Annotated in this window: 19 protein-coding genes; 14 read left to right on the forward strand and 5 right to left on the reverse strand. The window is 72.8% G+C overall.

Translation table 11 applies throughout. The annotated features are described in order from the left end of the window. Nucleotides 1–257: 257 nt before the first annotated feature. The 5 genes from J2W21_RS17365 to J2W21_RS17385 are packed head-to-tail and all read left to right on the forward strand — an operon-like array spanning nt 258 to nt 4,465. A complete protein-coding gene (locus J2W21_RS17365) occupies nt 258–1,349 on the forward strand; it encodes a DUF475 domain-containing protein (protein ID WP_307115771.1) in 1,092 nt (363 codons plus the stop codon). A 45-nt stretch (nt 1,350–1,394) separates the two neighbouring features. Further along, the gene (locus tag J2W21_RS17370; RefSeq protein WP_307115772.1) at nt 1,395–1,994 is read left to right on the forward strand and encodes a TerD family protein; all 600 of its coding nucleotides are present in this window, start codon (nt 1,395–1,397) and stop codon (nt 1,992–1,994) included. Nucleotides 1,995–2,027: 33 nt separating this feature from the next. Continuing rightward, on the forward strand, nt 2,028–2,609 hold the full coding sequence (locus tag J2W21_RS17375; protein ID WP_307115773.1) for a TerD family protein: 582 nt from the start codon (nt 2,028–2,030) through the stop codon (nt 2,607–2,609). 34 nt (nt 2,610–2,643) lie between these two features. Beyond that, nucleotides 2,644–3,225 (forward strand): TerD family protein, encoded by a 582-nt coding sequence (locus J2W21_RS17380; protein WP_307115774.1) that lies wholly within the window; start codon nt 2,644–2,646, stop codon nt 3,223–3,225. A gap of 37 nt (nt 3,226–3,262) precedes the next feature. Beyond that, nucleotides 3,263–4,465: a toxic anion resistance protein gene (locus J2W21_RS17385; RefSeq protein WP_307115775.1), complete on the forward strand. Its 1,203-nt coding sequence runs from the start codon at nt 3,263–3,265 to the stop codon at nt 4,463–4,465. On the opposite strand, the gene J2W21_RS17390 is transcribed toward J2W21_RS17385, so the two are convergent. From J2W21_RS17390 to J2W21_RS17400, 3 genes are all read right to left on the reverse strand, one after another. Next, nucleotides 4,462–5,679 (reverse strand): hypothetical protein, encoded by a 1,218-nt coding sequence (locus tag J2W21_RS17390; RefSeq protein ID WP_307115776.1) that lies wholly within the window; start codon nt 5,677–5,679, stop codon nt 4,462–4,464. The genes J2W21_RS17385 and J2W21_RS17390 overlap by 4 nt on opposite strands. A 93-nt stretch (nt 5,680–5,772) precedes the next feature. Next, nucleotides 5,773–6,372: an isochorismatase family protein gene (locus J2W21_RS17395; protein WP_307115777.1), complete on the reverse strand. Its 600-nt coding sequence runs from the start codon at nt 6,370–6,372 to the stop codon at nt 5,773–5,775. A gap of 103 nt (nt 6,373–6,475) precedes the next feature. Further along, nucleotides 6,476–6,925 carry a MarR family winged helix-turn-helix transcriptional regulator gene (locus tag J2W21_RS17400; protein WP_307115778.1) on the reverse strand — a complete coding sequence of 150 codons (450 nt, stop codon included), beginning with the start codon at nt 6,923–6,925 and terminating at the stop codon, nt 6,476–6,478. A gap of 90 nt (nt 6,926–7,015) precedes the next feature. Between J2W21_RS17400 and J2W21_RS17405 the strand changes: the two genes are divergently transcribed. The 6 genes from J2W21_RS17405 to J2W21_RS17430 all read left to right on the forward strand — a co-directional run bounded on the left by J2W21_RS17405 (nt 7,016) and on the right by J2W21_RS17430 (nt 13,917). Further along, a complete protein-coding gene (locus J2W21_RS17405) occupies nt 7,016–7,552 on the forward strand; it encodes a hypothetical protein (protein ID WP_307115779.1) in 537 nt (178 codons plus the stop codon). Continuing rightward, nucleotides 7,552–8,127, forward strand: coding sequence for a TerD family protein (locus J2W21_RS17410; protein ID WP_307115780.1), 576 nt, complete (start codon nt 7,552–7,554; stop codon nt 8,125–8,127). Before J2W21_RS17405 ends, J2W21_RS17410 begins: the two co-directional genes overlap by 1 nt. Then, nucleotides 8,127–8,894 (forward strand): hypothetical protein, encoded by a 768-nt coding sequence (locus tag J2W21_RS17415; RefSeq protein ID WP_307115781.1) that lies wholly within the window; start codon nt 8,127–8,129, stop codon nt 8,892–8,894. The genes J2W21_RS17410 and J2W21_RS17415 overlap by 1 nt, the downstream gene beginning before the upstream one ends. Before the next feature lie 118 nt (nt 8,895–9,012). Continuing rightward, nucleotides 9,013–10,191, forward strand: a complete 1,179-nt coding sequence (locus J2W21_RS17420) for an HpcH/HpaI aldolase/citrate lyase family protein (protein WP_307115782.1) — start codon at nt 9,013–9,015, stop codon at nt 10,189–10,191. Further along, nucleotides 10,188–13,049: a phosphoribosyltransferase domain-containing protein gene (locus tag J2W21_RS17425; RefSeq protein ID WP_307115783.1), complete on the forward strand. Its 2,862-nt coding sequence runs from the start codon at nt 10,188–10,190 to the stop codon at nt 13,047–13,049. Before J2W21_RS17420 ends, J2W21_RS17425 begins: the two co-directional genes overlap by 4 nt. Next, nucleotides 13,042–13,917, forward strand: a complete 876-nt coding sequence (locus J2W21_RS17430) for an HAD family hydrolase (protein ID WP_307115784.1) — start codon at nt 13,042–13,044, stop codon at nt 13,915–13,917. Before J2W21_RS17425 ends, J2W21_RS17430 begins: the two co-directional genes overlap by 8 nt. On the opposite strand, the gene J2W21_RS17435 is transcribed toward J2W21_RS17430, so the two are convergent. Continuing rightward, a complete protein-coding gene (locus J2W21_RS17435) occupies nt 13,854–14,897 on the reverse strand; it encodes an LLM class flavin-dependent oxidoreductase (RefSeq protein ID WP_307115785.1) in 1,044 nt (347 codons plus the stop codon). The genes J2W21_RS17430 and J2W21_RS17435 overlap by 64 nt on opposite strands. Before the next feature lie 204 nt (nt 14,898–15,101). Here J2W21_RS17435 and J2W21_RS17440 point away from each other — a divergent pair, with 204 nt between their 5' ends. From J2W21_RS17440 to J2W21_RS17450, 3 genes are all read left to right on the forward strand, one after another. Beyond that, nucleotides 15,102–15,668 (forward strand): hypothetical protein, encoded by a 567-nt coding sequence (locus J2W21_RS17440; protein ID WP_307115786.1) that lies wholly within the window; start codon nt 15,102–15,104, stop codon nt 15,666–15,668. A 172-nt stretch (nt 15,669–15,840) separates the two neighbouring features. Then, the gene (locus tag J2W21_RS17445) at nt 15,841–16,125 is read left to right on the forward strand and encodes a WXG100 family type VII secretion target (RefSeq protein WP_307006054.1); all 285 of its coding nucleotides are present in this window, start codon (nt 15,841–15,843) and stop codon (nt 16,123–16,125) included. Nucleotides 16,126–16,455: 330 nt separating this feature from the next. Then, complete coding sequence (locus J2W21_RS17450; RefSeq protein ID WP_307115787.1) at nt 16,456–16,995, forward strand: Lrp/AsnC family transcriptional regulator; 540 nt, start codon at nt 16,456–16,458, stop codon at nt 16,993–16,995. Between the two features lie 191 nt (nt 16,996–17,186). Here J2W21_RS17450 and J2W21_RS17455 read toward each other — a convergent pair whose 3' ends face one another. Further along, a complete protein-coding gene (locus J2W21_RS17455) occupies nt 17,187–18,134 on the reverse strand; it encodes a hypothetical protein (RefSeq protein WP_307115788.1) in 948 nt (315 codons plus the stop codon). Nucleotides 18,135–18,397 lie beyond the last annotated feature (263 nt).

Genomic DNA, 18,397 nt, shown 5'->3' on the forward strand with positions numbered 1-18,397 from the left:
CGGCTGACCACTCTACCGGGCGCCGGCCGGGCGTCCACCGGACGGGGACCGGGTGCCGACCGGGTGCGGCAGGAACCCGCCCGGCCGCTCCCCCGTTGAACACGCAAGAGACTGCTCAGACCCGGGGGATACAGAACTGTCGGCGGCCCGGGACATAATGGGCCTTGGCTGGTCTGGGGGGAACCGCTCCTCGGGCTCTGCAGCCTGCTGATTGCCGCCCGGCACCCCGGGCCTGAACGAGGAGCTCTGCGCCCCACGTGTTTCTGAAGACGTTCGGTTGGTCCTTCGGTGTGAGCGCCGTGGCGCTTGTCGTGGCCTTCCTCTACGGGGGCCCGCAGGGCCTCTTCCTCGCGCTGGTCCTCGGCATCCTCGAGGTGAGCCTGAGCTTCGACAATGCGGTGGTCAATGCCCGCATCCTTGAGCGCATGAACCCGTTCTGGCAGCGGATGTTCCTCACAGTCGGCGTCATCATCGCCGTGTTCGGCATGCGGGTGCTGTTCCCGCTGCTCATCGTCGGAGTCACCGCCAAGCTCAACCCGGTCGAGGCGGTCCAGCTCGCCCTCGCCAAGGGTCCCATCGACGAGCCGGGCACGTACGCGTACGTCCTCCACCAGGCCCACCCGCAGATCGCGGCCTTCGGCGGCATCTTCCTGCTCATGATCTTCCTCGACTTCATGTTCGAGGACCGCGAGCTCAAGTGGCTGCAGTGGTTCGAGGCGCCGCTGGCGAAGATCGGCAGGATGAACGGCGCCTCGCTCGTGGTCGGGCTCTTCGCCCTCGGCCTCATCGGCCAGCTCTCCGGCCCCGACCTCCAGGGCAGCGTCCTGATGGCCGGGATCTTCGGCATGGTGACCTATTTCCTGGTCCAGGGCCTCGGCGAGCTCTTCGACACGGGGGAAGAGGACGAGGACGCAGAGTCCTCCGAGCAGGCCGGGAAGCGCCCCAACAAGGCGGTCCAGGTGGCCGGCAAGGCCGCATTCATGCTGTTCCTCTACCTCGAGGTCATCGACGCCTCGTTCTCCTTCGACGGCGTCATCGGCGCGTTCGCCATCACCTCGGACCCGATCATCATCGCCCTCGGCCTCGGCCTCATCGGCGCGATGTTCGTCCGCTCGCTCACGGTCTACCTCGTCCGCCAGGGCACCCTCGACGAATTCGAGTACCTCGACCACGGCGCCCACTGGGCCATCGGCGCCCTCGCGGTCATCCTCCTGATCACGATCGGCATCGAGGTCAGTGAGGTCATCACCGGCCTCATCGGCGTGGTCTTCATCGGGGCCGCCTTCGTCGCCTCGGTCATGCGCAACCGGCGCAAGGCCCTCGAACCCGAGCACGCGACCACCGCCTGAGACGTCCAACCGCACCCTGTAGAGAGACAACGTAAGGAGCACACCGTGGGACTGAGCTTGCAGAAGGGGCAGGGCCTCTCGCTGACCAAGAAGGACGGGTCCGGCATGACCCAGGTCCGCCTCGGGCTGGGCTGGGACGCCGTCGAGCAGCCCCGCAAGGGCCTCTTCGGGAGCCTGTTCGGCGGTGGCGCGGCGGAGATCGATCTGGATGCCTCGGCCATCCTCTACAACGCCAGCCGCCAGCCGCTGGACACGGTCTTCTTCAACCAGCTCACGAGCAAGGACGGCTCGATCCGCCACACCGGGGACAACCTCACCGGCGCCGGCGAGGGCGACGACGAGACCATCATGGTCAACCTGCCCTCCGTCAACGGCGCGGTCGAGCACATCGTCTTCGTCATCACCAGCTACTCCCAGCAGACCTTCAATGAGGTCCAGAATGCGTTCTGCCGGGTCGTGGACGACTCCGCCGCCGGCAGCCCCGAGGTGGCCCGCTACACCCTCACCGAGCAGGGGCCGACCACCGGCATGATCATGGCCAAGCTCTCCCGCGAGGGTGCAGGCTGGAAGTTCACGGCCATCGGGCAGCCCGCGAACGGCCGCACCGTGGGCGACCTCGTCGGCCCGTCCGCCGCCGTCCTGTAGTCCACCGAACCACCGCACAGCACAAGGAGCACCGTGGCAAGCCTCACCCTCAGCAAGGGCAGCAACCTCTCCCTGACCAAGGCCGATCCGGGCCTCACCCGCGCCATGGTGGGGCTCGGCTGGGATCCGCGCACCACAGCGGGCGAGATGTTCGACCTCGACGCGAGCGCCCTGCTCGTCTCGGCCCGCGGCAAGGTCCGCAGCAACGACGACTTCATCTTCTACAACCAGCTCGAGGCCAAGGACGGCTCGGTGGTCCACCAGGGCGACAACCGCACCGGCGAGGGCGAGGGCGACGACGAGCAGATCCTCATCGACCTGACCAAGGTGGCCGGCGATGTCGAGAAGGTGGTCATCGTCGTCTCGATCGACCAGGCGGAGGCGCGCCGCCAGAACTTCGGCATGGTCAGGGGCGCGTTCTGCCGGGTGGTCAACGACGTCACGGACCAGGAAGTGGTCCGCTACGACCTCACCGAGGACGCCGCGAGCGAGACCTGCATGATCTTCGCCGAGATCTACCGGCACGGCGGGGAATGGAAGTTCCGCGCCGTCGGCCAGGGCTACGCGAGCGGGCTGGCCGGGCTGGCGACCGACTTCGGCGTCGTCCTCGACTGACGCCGCATCCGAGACGGAAGAAGGAGCACTTCACATGGCCGGACTGACCCTCTCCAAGGGCGGCAACCTCTCCCTGACCAAGACCGATCCCGGCCTCACCAAGGCCATCGTGGGGCTCGGCTGGGATCCGCGCACGACGACGGGCGACGCCTTCGACCTGGACGCGTCGGCGCTGCTCGTGGGACCCAACGGCAAGGTCCGCTCCGACGCGGACTTCATCTTCTACAACCAGAAGCAGTCCCCGGACGGAGCGGTGACCCATCTGGGCGACAACCGCACCGGCGAGGGCGAGGGCGACGACGAGCAGATCCAGGTCGACCTGACCAAGGTGGCGGCCGACGTCGAGCGCATCGTCGTGGTGGTGAGCATCGACCAGGCCGAGAGCCGCCGGCAGAACTTCGGCATGGTCCGGTCGGCGTACTGCCGGATCGTCAACCAGGGCACCGACGCCGAAGTGGTCCGCTACGACCTCTCCGAGGACGCCGCGAGCGAGACCTGCATGATCTTCGCCGAGCTCTACCGCAACGCCGGCGAATGGAAGTTCAAGGCCGTCGGCCAGGGCTACGCGAGCGGCCTCGCGGGCGTCGCCACCGACTTCGGCGTGAACCTCGGCTGACGCAGCACTCCCACCCACTTCTCCAAGGAGCACCTCGATGTCCATCTCCCTGACCCCGCCGGATCCCACCGAGTCCGAGAACGCGCTCGTGCTGCAGGCGCCCGAGCCCGCTCCCGTCATCCAGGAGGAGCAGGCTCCGGGCATGGTCCCGGTCCCGACCGAGCGCCAGACCGAGATCGCCAGCCAGGCCAAGGCCTACGTGGCCGAGATCGCCTCAATGGACTCGCGCAGCCCGGAGTTCCAGCAGAAGGTCGAGGGCCTCAACCGGTTCGCCGGGCGGGAGATGGTCGCGTCCTCGGACGCCTCGAGCCGGATGCTGGACCGCTCGAGCACCTCCCTCGCGAGCGCCAAGAAGTCCGGCAACAGCGCCCAGATGTACGTCGCCTCGACGCTCGGCGAGCTGCGCAGCACGGTCGAGGACCTCACCCCGGGCCAGGAGCTGAGCGCGGGCCGGAAGATCCTCGGCTTCGTCCCCGGCGGGAACAGGCTCGCCCGGTACTTCCAGCGCTACGAGTCCGCCCAGACCCAGCTGGACAAGATCATCAAGTCCCTCATGGCCGGCCAGGACGCCCTCATGAAGGACAACGCCTCCCTCGCCCAGGAGAAGACGAACCTCTGGGAGACGATGAAGCAGCTCTCCGAGTACGCGGTCTTCGCCCAGGAGCTGGACAAGGCCACGGTCGAGAAGATCGACGAGGTCCGCCGCAGCGGCCAGACCGAGCATGCGCAGCAGCTCGAGTCGGATGTGCTCTTCCCGGTGCGCCAGCGCCGCCAGGACATCCTCACCCAGCTCGCCGTCTCGGTGCAGGGCTACCTCGCGATCGACATGATCCGGAAGAACAACACCGAGCTCATCAAGGGCGTGGACCGGGCCCGGACGACGACGATCAGTGCCCTCCGCACGGCCGTGATCGTCGCGCAGGCGCTCGCCAACCAGAAGCTCGTCCTCGACCAGATCGACGCGATCAACACGACGACGAACAACATGATCCTGCGCACCTCGGAGATGCTGAAGGACCAGACGGCCCGCATCCACCAGCAGGCCTCGTCCTCCGGCGTCTCGGTCCAGACGCTCGAGAAGGCGTTCGCGAACATCTACCAGACGATGGACGCGATCGACACGTTCCGCTCGCAGGCGGCCAAGAGCATGGAGAGCACGGTCCAGGCGCTCGAGACCGGCCTCGAGAAGTCGCGCCCGTACATCGAGCGCGTGCGCCGGCAGGAGGGCAACGCCAGCTAGAGCTGGTCGTCCGCCTCGTCCTCGTCGTCGAAGCCGTCGTCGAACTCGTCCTCGTCCCCGGCCTCCTCCTCGTAGTCCACGACCGCGTCGTAGACGGCGTCGAGGGCGGCGACCGGGACGTTGACCATGCCGTCCGCGGTGTCGGCGAGTCCGAGGGCCTCGAGCTCTCGGATCTGGCGCATCAGGGCCTCGGAGAGGCTCTGGAGCTGCTGGGCGGCCCCTGGCCCGAGCTCCTCCTCGTCCTCCTGCGCCTCGCCGTCCTCGGCGAGGCCTGAGCCGAGGGAGGCGACATCCTCGAGGGGGAACGGCTGCTGGTGGACGGCGGCGGTGAGGATCGTGGTGAGCACGGCGGCAGTCTCGCCGTCGGGGGTTCCGGGGGTGCCGTCGGTGCACGCGGCGACCACGATCTCCGTGCCGAGGAACTGCGCCTCGAGCCGCCCGAGCCCGTCGGTGCCGCCGAGGTCCCCGGCCCCCTCGCCGGGGCGCGCCACGCCGCCGGCGGTGTCGATGAGCTCGGCGTTGACCATGGCCTCCCACAGCCGCTGGGCGCGTTCCTCGGAGCCGACCACCTCGGCGGCGGACGCCAGGGCGTCGGCCGGGAGGGCCGCTTCCTCGGTAACCTCGCGGCCGGTGCCGAGCCAGTCGAGCAGGGCCCGGGCGTGCCGCACGAACGGGGCCCCGGAGGCGAAGGCCGCGGCCTCCTCCTCGCTGGCCTGGGGCAGGTTGGCCCGGGGCCCCTCGTCGACGATCCCGCCGAGCGCCTCGGCGTGGGCGTCGAGCACCTCGGCGACGGCCTCGAGCTCTTCGGCGGTGCCCTGCCAGCGTCCGGTCTCCTCGAGGAAGGTGAGCCAGTCGACCAGGGTGCCGATCACGTAGCGCTGGTCGTCGACCGACTGGTCCTCGTTGTCCGCGGCGGCCGCGACGTCCTCGAGGAACGGCGGGAGGAACCCGGCCACATGGTCGGGGTCGAGCCGGAGGGACGGCGTGCCCTTGGCGAGGCTCGAGACGATCGTGACGAACATCTTCACGACCGTGAGCTGCCCGGCGGCGAAGCCTGCGAGGTCGGCCTCCTCGCGCGAGGCCCACGCGACGTACTCGGGAGTGAGGCCGTCGATCATGAGGTCGATGCTGCGGCGGCGCCGCTCGTAGTCGGTCCTCGAGGTCGTGGTGCGCGGGCGGGTGTTCTTCGGCTTGCGCGTGCGGCTCTTCGGCATGAGAAGAGCGTACGCTGCCCGCGCACGCCGGCGGGTCCCCGGCCGGCGCTGGCACGGCTGCAGCGGGCGGGGCCGCCGCCAGCCTGCCCGGGGTCAGGGAGCCGTCGGGCCGCCGCTCCGCTGCCGGGCGGCGAGCAGGTCGAGCACGTCTTGGGTGGTCCCGGTCTCTCCCAGGCGCGGGAACACGGCCGAGACGGCGTGCGCGTGGGCGCCGGGGTTGAGGTCGGTCATGGCGTCGATCGCCAGGGCCACCGTGTAGCCGAGGTCGTGGGCGTTGCGCGCGGTGGACTCGACGCCCACGCTCGTGGCGATGCCGGTCAGGACGATCTGCGTCACGCCGCGGTCGTGCAGCACCTTATCGAGGTCCGTGGTCGCGAAGGCGCCGACGCTGCGCTTGGTGAGCAGCACGTCGTCGTCGGCGGTGTGGAGGCCCTCCGCGAGTTCGGCGAAGTCGGCGGGGAGGTCGGCGGGCAGCCGCCGCCCCAGGTCCGTCCGGCCGGCCGGGGCGCCGGCGACGTTGACGAGGACCACGGGCAGGCCGGCCGCGCGGAAGGCCTCGGCGAGCCGGATCGAGCCGGCGACGACGTCCGCGATGCGCGGATCCGACGAGGGCTCCTGGGGCCGGTTGACGATGCCCTTCTGGAGGTCTATCACCACGAGGGCGGTGCGGGGGTCGAGGGCGGTGAGGGCCATGAGGACTCCTGGGGATTCGGTGGTCGGTCCGGATTCTGCGGGATCGGTCCGTGATGGGCCGGTCCGTGGTGGGCCGGGCAGTCCGGGGGTGGGCGCGGAGCGATCAGGCGGCGTCGGCGATGCGGGCCAGGAGCGCGAGGGCGTCGCGGAGCCGCGCGAGCTCGTCCGGGTCCAGCTCGCGGGCGAGGGTGCGCTGGAGCCAGTCCTCCTTCGCCAGCCGGTGGGCCGCGAACTGCTCCCGCGCCGCGTCGGTGAGGGAGATGGCGGTCTTGCGCCCGTCGTCGGGGTGGAGGTCGCGGCGGAGGAGCCCCGCGCCCTCGAGCGCCGAGATCGTGGCGCCCATCGACTGCGGGCGCACGCCCTCGGCGCGGGCGAGGCCGCTCACGGTGGCGGGGCCGTCCCGCTCGAGCCGGACGAGGACATTGATCTGGGACCGGGTGAGGTCCACGGGATCGGCCTGCTGGCGCAGCCGGCGGCTGAGGCGGGCGAGCACCGGGCGGAGCTCGCCCGCGAGGGCTGCAGCCTCGGGACCGGGCGCGCGGTCTGTCTCCATCCGCCCATTCCACCACATGTGAAGGAACCTGCGCAGTTTCCTTCAGGGATCCTCAGCGCCGATCACAGCGCGAGCCGCTAAGGTGAATCCATGGTCGGGAAGTTCTTCGGGTCGCTGTTCGGTGGGGCCGGGCGCGAGCCCGAGCATGGCCTCGACGAGCAGCTGCCCCTCACCCAGGCCCAGGAGCTCGAGCAGACGCGCGAGACCCTCGGGGCGCTGCGCAGCGCCATCCGCCGCGCGGGCGCCGTGCTGCCCACGCTCGCGTCCTCCCGGGTCCGGCAGACCGACGACCTCCTGGCAGGGCTCATCGACTACATCGCCGAGCACGGCGCCTCCACCGAACAGCGGGTCCTGCTCAACTCGATCGTCACGGACTACCTGCCCACCTCCCTGCGCGTGTACCGCGCCCTGCCGCCGTCCACCCACACGGACTCGAGCCCCGAGTCGGAGAAGCTGCTCGAGCAGCTCGACATCCTGCACTCGACAGCCTTGGACCTGGACAACCAGGTCCGCACCGGCGCCATCGCCGAGCTGAGCGTCCACGGGCGCTTCCTGCAGGACAAGTTCGACGTCGAGGGCATCCGCCTCAGCTCAGCTCCGCAACCCCGAGAAGGAGACGCACTCTGATGGCCACGATGGTCGCGGGCAGCAACGCCCAGCTCACGGCGGAGAACCCCGGGCTCGGCGGGGTGATGGTGGCGATGGGCTGGCAGATCGTGCCGAGCAACGGCCCTCAGTCCGAGCTCACGTCGATGGCAATCATCTGCGGCGAGGACGGGCGCGCCCTCTCCCCCGAGCACCTCGTCTTCTTCAATCAGCTCACGACGGCGGGCGGCGGCGTCCGCTTCACCGGCGGCGAGGATGGGGCGCACGGCGCGGCGCACGACCAGGAGCAGATCGACGTCGAGTTCGCCCTCATCCCGGCCGAGGTCGCCAAGATCGCGTTCCTGGCCTACGTGGACCCCGAGGTGCGCGGCCCCGGGACATTCGGCGCCGTGCGCAGCGCCTACATCCGGCTCGCCCGGCCCGACGGCTCCGAGCTCCTGCGCTTCGACGTCCCCGAGATGCACGGCGACCGCATCAAGGCCATGATGTTCGGCGAGCTCTACCGGCACCGCGACGACTGGAAGTTCCGCGCCCTCGGCCAGGGCTACGAGAACGGCCTCGCAGGAGTCTCGCGCGACTTCGGGCTCGACCTCTGATGAAGGGCCTGGCAGGCTCGGACGTGCCGTTCATGACCCGGCGGGTCAAGGCGCCCGCAACGGGAGTCGAGCGCAGCCGGAACCCCGAGCCGGTGGTTGAGCGCAGCCGAAACCCCCTGGACCTCGGGGAGCCCACGGTCCCGGTCCCGCCGTCCTCCGGGCACGCGCCGTCGGCCGGCCTCGACCTCTCGCCCGCCCCGGCGGCCGAACGCCCGGCGAACGCGCAACGCGCAGACCCGGATCCCACGACGCCCGAGGCCCGCCTGTACCCGGCCCCCGCGTTCGGCGAGCTCCACCAGCTCGCGGAGGGCGCCGCCGTCGTGCGTCTGAACCCGCGGCAGTCCGGGATCGGCTCCCTCTTCGTCACCGGCGCGCGCGGCACGGCGTGGGAGGGCGAGGACCGCACCACGGGGGCACAGAGCGTCCACCGGGAGCAGATCGGCACGCCCATCCCGACCCCGGGGAACCGGCCACTCGTGGGCTTCGTTAATCGGGACGCCGTTGTGGTGCTGCGCCATGTGCGCAGGCTCCGCCGTGCCCTGTTCATCGGGGCCGGGGGGACCATGACGGTCCAGACCTTCGACGGCTCGGCCATCGCGGTCCAGGGCACCCTGGGCCCGGGCCTGCGCACGGTCCTGACTGCGACCCGCATCGGCGCGCTCCTCGAGCTGCGGGCCGAATCGGTCCCCGAGGACTGGGACGACGGCGAAATCTGGCGCGAGTTCGCGTTCACGATGACCGTGGGGTTGGGAGGCCTGCGGCGCTAGCAAGGCCCGGCCGCGCACCCGGCCGGTCCCGACCACCGGCCCCGCGGCGCGCCGTGGGGCGGACACGCACCGTTCTTGCACGCACCGTTCTTGCACGCACCGACACCTGGGGGACCCCGTGCTGCACTACTCGTACCTCACCGCGAGCACCCGCGACCGGCTCTTCGCCCGCCGGCCGCGCGAGCTCGGCCCGGACAGCGGCGCGGAGGCGCTCGCCGTCGGCCTCGGCGCCACGCTCTACACGCCCGGCACCCGGCCGGGGCTCGCCGAGGGGATCCTGCGCCGCGCCCGCTCCGGCTGCACGAGCACCGTCCTGTGCCTCGAGGACGCCGTCCCCGACGCAGCGGTGGAGAGTGCGGAGGACAACGTGGCCGGAGCCCTCGCCGAGCTCGCTGGGCTCGACGCGCCGACCCGGGCGCGGACGCTGCCGCTGCTGTTCGTGCGCCCGCGCTCCCCCGAGCAGCTCCTCGCCCTCGGGCGACGGCTCGGGGACGCGGCGGGCGTCCTCACAGGGTTCGTGCTCCCCAAGTTCGAGAACGCCTCGGGCCGCGCGGAGCGGTTCCTCGTGGCCCTCGAGCAGCTCAACGCCGAGCTCTCTGCGCGGGTGCCGCTGCGGGCCATGCCGATCATCGAGCACCCGGTGACCACGCACCGGGAGAGCAGGCCTGAGGCCCTGCTCGCCGTCCGCGACCTGCTCGAGGCGCATCGCGATCTCGTCCTGTCCGTGCGGATCGGGGCGACGGACATCGCCTCCGCCTACGGGCTGCGCCGCTCGCGCGACCTGACCATCTACCACGTCGCCGTGGTCGCGGAGGTGATCGCCGACGTCGTGGGCATCCTGGGCCGCGCCGACGGCGGGTGGGTCATCTCGGGGCCGGTGTGGGAGCACTACACCAACAACGAGCGGATCCTGCGGCCCCTCCTGCGCGCCACCCCGTTCGACGCCGCGAACTCGGGGGTGCTGCGCGAGCAGCTCCTGGGCGCGAACCTCGACGGCCTGCTGCGGGAGATCGAGCTCGACCTCGCCAACGGGCTGCTCGGCAAGACGGTCATCCACCCCTCGCACGTCCCGCTCGTGCACGCGCTCCACGTCGTGGCGCACGACGAGTACCTCGACGCCCTGGACATCATGGCCGCCGAGGGCGGCGGGGCGGTCGCCTCCCGCTCGGGCGTGCGGATGAACGAGGCCAAGCCCCATCGGGCCTGGGCCCGCCGCACCCTGCTGCGCGCCGACGCGTTCGGGGTGGCCCGGCCCGACGTGACCTTCGTGGACCTGCTGGAAGCGAGCATGAAGTGACCCACACCGCCGACGTCACCCCTTGGGAGCGCGAGGTCACCCCGCCGGAGCGCGACGTCACCCCCTGGGAGCGCGACGTCACCCCCTGGGACCGCGACGTCACCCCGCCGGAGCGCGACGTCACCCCGCCGGAGCGCGACGTCACCCCGCCGGAGCGCGTGTGGCCCGGGGCGGTGGTCCGCGACCGGCTCGGGATCACGCTCGCGACTGCGCCGGGAAGCCTCGTGCCCGTCGACGCCCTCGTGGGCCTCGCGGTGCGGCGCAACCCGAAGCGCGCCCAGCTGCTCGTCTCGCGCGTCCTCGCCAAGCACGTGCCCACGCCGCCGGCAGTCGCGCTCGGCGCGGCGCGGCTGCTCGGCGCCGCCGTTGCCAGGGAGCTGGGGCTCGGCCCCGCAGACGGCGCCGCCGGGCCACAGCTGGAGGAGGCCGCCCGGGCGCTCCTGGCCCTCCTCGCCGGGGACGCGCCGTCGGACGCGCTGCCCCTCCCCCTTCCGCAGCGCGCCGCGGGCGGCGAGCACATCGCGACGCTCGGCTACGCCGAGACCGCCACGGGCCTCGGGCACGCGGTCGCCGAGTACCTCGGCTCCTACTACCTCCACTCCACCCGCCTGAGCACGCCCGTGCGCCCCTTCGGGGGCTTCGAGGAGGAGCACTCGCACGCGACCGGGCACGCCCTCGTGCCCAGCGACCCCACCCGGCTCGCCCGCGCCGCCACCGTGGTGCTGGTCGACGACGAGCTCTCCACCGGCCGGACGGTCCTCAACACGGTGCGGGAGCTGCACGCCGCCTGGCGGCCGGAGGTGGCGCACGACGCCGGCCCCTCCGGCGGAGGCCCGCCTCGCCGGCGGTACGTGGTCGCCACCCTGGTGGACCTCCGCTCGGCCGAGGACCGGGCGGAGTTCGAGCGGCTCGCCGAGGACCTCGGGTGCGGGCTGACGGTCGTGGCGCTCGGGGTGGGCATGGTCCGCCTGCCCGCCGACGTCCTCGAGCGGGCGGCCCAGTGGCTCGCCGCCTCCGCCCCCGACCTCGGCGCCCCACTGGGTGACCTCGACAGTCCACGGGGCGACCTCGCGCCCCCACGGGGCGACCTCGCGCCCCCACCGGGTGACCTCGGCGCCCCACGGGGTGACCTCGGCGCAGTCCGGAGCGCGCGGTTCGGCGTCGACACCGCCGGCCCCCACGGGGTCCGGCTCGCCGACCTGGCTGCCCCCGCCGCGCGCGCCGCGGCCGCCGCCCTGGCCGAGAAGGGGGTCGCGCGGACGGCCCGGGTCCTCGTGCTCGGCGCGGAGGAGCACCTCGCGCTGCCCCTCGCCGTCGCCGACGCCCTCACCGCCGATTTCCCGGGCACCCTCTTCTCCTCGACCACCCGCTCGCCCGTGCACGTCCACGACGAGCCCGGCTACGCGGTCCGCTCCGCGCTCACGTTCGCGTCTCACGACCACGCCCTCGACGGCGGCCCGGGCACCGGCCGCCGCCACGCGTACAACATCGTGACCCGAGGCGAGCGCTTCGACGCCATCGTCTACCTGCCCGAGCCCGGTACCGCGCCCGAGGACCTCGCCACCGTGGGCAGGCCGGGAACGCAGGCCCACGGCGAGCCCAGCGTCACCGAGGCGCTCGCGCGGGCGGCGCGCACCGTCGTCGTGCTCCCCCTCGACGCGGAACCGCCGTACCCCGAGCCGCTGCGCGGCGGCACCGGCCCCGGGGCGTTCGGCTCCTACCGGCCCGAGGACGTGGGCTGGCTGCTCAAGGACCTCTCCGGCGCGCGCCTGGAGGCTCCGGCCCACGAGCGCGAGGCCGCGATCCAGTCCGGGCGGGCGAGCTACGCCGAATCGCTGCCTCAGGAGTACGAGCCGAGCCCCGAGTACCAGGCCCTGTTCCGCGAGGCCCTCGCGGCGTCCGGCCTGCGGATCGCGCAGGCGGTCGCGGACGTCACGGAGCAGGTCCTCGCGCTGCGCGGCCGCGAGCCGGTGCTCGTCTCGCTCGCCCGGGCCGGGACCCCCGTCGGGGTGCTCATGCGCCGCTGGGCCGCGCACGCCCACGGTCTGGACGTGCCGCACTACACGATGAGCATCGTGCGCGGGCTCGGGATCGACGCGAATGCGCTGCGCTGGCTGCTCACGCGGCACCGGCCGGAGCAGATCATGTTCGTGGACGGCTGGACGGGCAAGGGCGCGATCGCGCGGGAGCTCGCCGCGGCGCTCGAGGACTTCGCCGCCTCGGACGGCGTGCGCCTCTCTCCCGAGCTCGCCGTCCTGGCCGACCCGGGCCGCTGCGTGCGCGTGTCCGGCACGCGGGAGGACTTCCTCATCCCCTCCGCGTGCCTGAACTCGACCGTCTCGGGGCTCGTCTCCCGCACCGTCTTCAACCGCGCGCTGATCGGGCCGCACGAGATGCACGGGGCCAAGTTCTACCGCGAGCTCGCGCCGCGGGACGTCGCGAACGAGTTCGTCGACGCCGTGGCCGCGCACTTCCCCGGCATCCGCCCGAGGCTGCCCGAGCCCCTGGAGGAGCCGACGTGGGCGGGCTGGGCCGCCGTGGAGCGCATCGCCGCGGACCAGGGCCTCGGCCCCCTCCGGAACGCCGTGAACCTCGTCAAGCCCGGCGTCGGGGAGACCACCCGCGTGCTCCTGCGCCGCGTGCCGTGGAAGGTGCTCGCGCGCCCGGAGCTGCTCGCCACGGACGACGCCGGCCGCCTCCTGTGCGGCGACCTCGCCCACGTGCTGCTGCTCGCCGGGCAGCGGGGGGTGCCGGTGGAGCCGGCGGAGGGCCTGCCGTACAGCTGCGTGGGGCTGATCCACCCGCGCTTCACGCCCGGCGCGACGGGGGCCGACGGGAAGGCGGTGGCCGATGTCTAGGCCGGTGGTGGCGTGCGACCTCGACCGCACGCTCATCTACTCCGCCCGGGCCCTCCACCTCGACGGCCCGGACCACTGCGCGCCCCGGCTCGTGGTGAGCGAGGTGTACGAGAACGCCCCGCTGAGCTACATGACCCGCGCGGCCGAGGACCTCCTGCACGAGCTGCTGGGCCACGCCGTCCTCGTCCCCGTGACCACGAGGACTCAGGCCCAGTTCGCCCGGGTCCAGCTCCCGCCGACCCCGTACGCGATCACCACCAACGGCGGCGTCCTCCTGCACTTCGGGACGCCCGACGGCGCGTGGTCCGCCCGGGTGCGCCACGCCGTCGCCCGCGGATCCGCCCCGATCGAGGACGTTCTAGCGCGCCTGTGCCACAACGACCCGCCGTGGGTGGACCGCGTGCGGACTGCCGAGGACCTGTTCGCCTACGCGATCGTGGACCGCGCCTGGCTGCCTGCAGAGTGGCTCGCCGGGCTCTCCGGCTGGTGCGCCGAGCGCGGCTGGGTCGTCTCTCTCCAGGGGCGCAAGCTCTACTGCGTCCCGGCGGCAGTGACCAAGGAGGCCGCGGTCGCCGAGGTCATGGACCGGGTGGGCGCACGAGGGCTCGTCGCCGCCGGCGACTCGCTGCTCGACCAGGGGCTCCTCGAGTTGGCCGACGTGGCCCTGCGGCCCCGGCACGGCGAGCTCGAGGCCGCGGGCTACACCCGGCCGGGGCTGCGGGTGACCGAGAGCGCCGGCGTCCGGGCGGGCGAGGAGATCCTCCGTGCAGCGCTGGAGGCCGCGCGCGGCCGGTTCGCCCGCCCTCAGCCGACGGCGGCGGCGTCCGGGGACGAGTCCTTGGCCCACTCCTCGGCCATGAGGCGGTAGGAGCGCTCGCGCATCGCGGGATCGTGGGCGTAGCCGGTGAGGATGATCTCGTCGATCCCGTAGGAGGCCGCGAAGACGCGCAGGAACTCGGCCGCCTCGCCGGGCGTGCCGACGGCGGAGAAGCGCAGCGCCGAGGTGGCCATCTGCTCCTCGTGCGGGGCCCAGTCCATTGCGTGGACCGGCGGACGCAGGGGCCCGCGCGTGCCGCGGCGGATCGCCACGAACATCTGCTGGTGGGTGGTGAAGAGGAACTCCGCCTCCTCGCGGGTCGGGGCGACCATGAGGTTGGCCCCGGCCATGACGTAGGGCTCGGAGATCTGCGCGGTCGGCGCGGACGGGTTGAACATCTGCCGGTAGGTCCAGATCGCCTCCGAGAGCTGGAAGGGCGCGAAGTGGCTCGCGGCCGCGTAGGGCAGGCCGAGCTGGCCCGCGATGGCCGCGCCCGCCGTCGAGCTTCCGAGGACCCACAGCGGGACGTTGGTTCCGCGGGCCACGGCAGCGTGGACTCCCTGCGAGAGCTGGACGCTCTCGGCGTCGTCCTCCTGCTCGCCGAAGAACCAGGCGAGGAGCCGGATGTTCGCGGCGAAGGCGGCCTCGCCGTCGTCGCGGGCGCCGCGGCGCAGGAGGGCCGCCGTGCGGGGGTCGGTGCCGGGGGCGCGCCCCAAGCCGAGGTCGATGCGGTCGCCGTAGAGGTTCGCGAGCGTGCCGAACGCCTCCGCGACGGCCAGCGGCGCGTGGTTCGGGAGCATGATCCCGCCGGAGCCGACGCGCAGCCTCGACGTGTTGGCGGCCGCGTTGGCGATCAGGAGTGCAGTGGCGCTCGAGGCGAGGGCGTCCGTGTTGTGATGCTCGGCGTACCAGAGCCGCCGGTAGCCGGCCTCGTCCGCGAGGCGCGCGAGCCGGGTCGAGGCGGCCAGCGCGCCGGCCACGTCGGAGCCCTCCACGATGGGAGCGAGGTCAAGGATGGAAAGTGCGGTCACAAGGGCGGAAACCGGCGAGCGGGCCGAGATGTTCCCGAGACAAGTGTGAGCCCGATGTCACGTTGGGTAACAGGTCCATTGCGTTTCGGCAACGTCCTCGATTCCGGGTGTTACGAGGGGGGCCAGCGGGAAAGAATGAAGGCGTTGTGGCCGGTGCCGGGGACACCCGAGCTCGTGGGAGGAGCTGCTGTGGACGATGCGTTGATGGTGACGAACCTTGTGTACTTCGGGACGCTCATGATCGGGGGCGCCCTTCTGCTGTTCCTCGCCGTGGCCACCGTCATCACGCTGCTGATCGCCGGCGCCGGCCAGGGGGCGGCGTCGGCGGCCATGGCCGCGCTGCGGGCAGCCCGCGGGCTCGTGCAGCGGTCGCTCGCGCGGCGTGCTGCCGCGGTCGAGGGCCCTGCCGCCGAGACCGAGGAGGCCCGCGCCGAGTACGCGCGCCGGGCGGTGATCGCCAAGGCGGACGCGCTCCTCGCCGCGAAGCAGGCCTCGTCCGCAGCCGCCTCCGCCTCCGCCGCGAACTCGGGCGAGCCTCGGGGCGCCGACGCCGAGGACGCCCAGCCCGCCGACGAGGAGGTTGCGATAGCGGCCCTCGTGCCCGCCCTGACCGTCGCCCCGGCTCCGGCCCCGGCCAAGGCCCTTCCGGCGCCTGCGCGGCCGAGCGAGCCCGCCGCCGTCGCCCGCATGCGCCCCGCCCGGCCAATGCCGGTGCGCCCCGGCCCGCACACGGGGACCCAGCCGATCCTGGTGGTCAGCCGGGCCAGCTGACGCCTGCCGAGGCTGCCCAGGGCAGCCGCTTCGGGGGCCCGGTGCCGCGCCAGCCGCGCTGCCGGGCCCCCTTCCCGTGTGGAGTTCTCCCCATCGCCCGGGCGCGGGGCTCCGTATAGCGTGGAGCCAAGTCCACGGGGGAAGCCCGAGGGGCAGGACGAAAGGAAAGACCATGGCTATTCAGCAGGGCGCCAACGTTGCCGAGCTCCGCGGTGTCGCGAAGCAGTTCGACGCGAAGGCCAACGAGGTGGACCAGATCAAGAACAACCTCAACGCGCTGATCAACAACAACATCCCGGCGAACTGGGCCGGCCGCGACGCCGAGCAGTTCAAGGGCGAGTGGCAGTCCACGGGCATGAAGTCCCTGGCCAAGCTCGTCGAGCAGCTCCGCGACGCCTCGCGCACCATGAACACCAACGCCACCGCCCAGGAGCAGACCTCCAGCAGCCTGCACTAGCAGCCAACGGCGGCCAGCGGACCGTGGACCCTGCGACGACGCCGCTGACAGAGACAGAGACAGCGAGAGGCCCCACGGCACATGCCGCGGGGCCTCTCGTCCGTTCCGGCTCCCTTGCTGGAGTCCCGGGGTCCTGCTGCGGCCGGGTCTGGTGTGACCTCTCTCGGGCCAGTTCGGTGGGTGTCCCGCGCCGGCCGTCGCCGCGCCGTCCGGGCCGGTGGGCTCGTTGGGCTGACTGCTACCATCAGAGCAAGTCGCAAGCACCAGTGACAACTGGGCCGCTCAACGATGGTCAAACTGACCAACCGAAACCCCCTCTAACCGCGGAGAGTGATCAGAACGCAGCAGCTTGACCGCACCGACCGGCGCATCCTCCTCGCGCTCGACGAGGACCCGCGCGCGCCCATCATGGTCCTCGCCCAGCGCCTGGGCCTCGCGCGGGGGACCGTGCAGTCCCGGCTCGAGCGCATGGGCGCGAGCGGCGTGCTCCGCGCCAGCAGCACTCGGGTGCACCCCGAGGGGCTGGGCCGCGGGGTCCTCGCCGAGGTCAGCGCCGAGCTGGACCAGAGCCACATCAACGAGGCCGTCGCCGCGCTGCGCCGCATTCCCGAGGTCCTCGAGTGCCTGGCCCCGGCCGGGGACACCGACCTCCTCATCCGGGCCGTCGCCACGAGCCCCGACGACCTCTACCGCGTCTCCGAGGAGATCCGGCTGTGCCCGGGCATCCGGCGCACGTCGACCCGGATGATCCTGCGCACGGTCATCCCGTACCGGACCACGGCGCTCCTGGAGGCCGACGGCGGCGGGGGGCCATCGTCGTCGTCCGCCGCCCCGCCCCCGCCGGCCCCGCGCACGCGCCCCCTCCCCTGACCGTTTCGGGTACGCATCTCGTCGGCATATGGCCGTTTCGGGTACGCATCTCGTCGCCTTCGAGCCGTTTCGGGTACGCCGGGCCTCGTACCCGAGAGGCCTCCTGGACGACGAGATGTGTACCCGGACGCGGAGGCGGGGCGCACGACGCCGGGCGTCCACCCGCCGTCGTCGGCAAGCCTGCCGCTCGGCTACTCCCCCGCGCGGCGCTCGAGATCCTCGAAGTCCTTCAGCCACAGCTCGCGGGCCTCGGAGTCCCGTGCGCGCCTGGCCTGCGTGAGCGCGCGCAGCTCCTCGAACGCGGAGGAGGGCGCCGAGGCCGCCCCGCGGCGGCGCCTGGCCACGCCCAGCATGAGCAGTGCCCGCTCGGTGGCCGCGGAGTTCTTGACGGCGAACGCGGTGCGGCGGCGCCGGAGGGCCTCGCGGACGGCGGCGAGCGCGTCGGCGCGGCGTCCGAGCTCGCGCAGGGCCCGGGCGCGGAGCACGAGGAGGGCCGCGGCGAGGTCGCTCGCGTTGGCCAGGCCCTCGGTCCAGGAAACGACGTCGTGCGGGCGCCCCAGCACCTCGGCGAGGCGGCACGAGGCCAGGGCAGTGGGCATCGAGGGCGGCAGCGGGGCGAGGACGGCGAGCGCCTCGTCCGGCCGGCCGACCTCCCGGAGGCTGTGGGCGAGCGCGAGGCAGACGGCCTCCTCGCTGAAGAGGACCTCGACCTCGACACCTTCCGAGACCTCGATCCAGTGCCGCACGCCGCCGAGGTACTCGGTGGCGAACGCGGCGGCTGCGGGCTCGCTCATGCCCGCGAGCCCGCGGGCGAGGAGCTCGGCGGCCTGGGCGTGGTGGTGGGACCGATAGGCCTGGAGCCCGGCCATGACGTAGCAGAGCCCGGACCAGCCGGGGTGGGCGCGGGCGATCACCACGAGCCGCTCCGGCTCCGCGTGGGCGAACACGGCCGCGTAGACCTGCTTCTCCACCTTGGACGCGAACGGCCTCAGGCGTGGCGCCCTGGTCCGGCCGGTGACCCGCTGGGCGAGGCGGCGCCTGATGCCGCGCACGGGGGCGTAGACCTGCGCGCCGCGGAAGGGCGTGAGGTCGCGCGTGTCGTGGAACGGCGGGCGGCCGCCCAGTTCGCGGGAAGGCATGCCCACCATGCTAGCGAGGGGGCGCCGCCCGTCCCCACCCGGCTTTCGGGTACGCATCTCGTCGCCCCGGTGACGTTTCGGGTACGCATCTCGTCGCGAAGACGGCGTTCCGGGTACACCGCCGTCTCCGCTGTCCCGCGGGGAAACTCGGGTGGGACGGCCGACGGCGACGCTGCGCGGCGTCGTGCGCGGAAGGCCGCCGCAGCGGCGGTGCGGGGCAGATCCGGTGCGTACCCGGAAGCCCGAAAGGGCGACGAGATGCG

It is taken from the genome of Sinomonas atrocyanea (assembly GCF_030811715.1).
In the GTDB taxonomy this organism is placed as follows: domain Bacteria; phylum Actinomycetota; class Actinomycetes; order Actinomycetales; family Micrococcaceae; genus Sinomonas; species Sinomonas atrocyanea_A.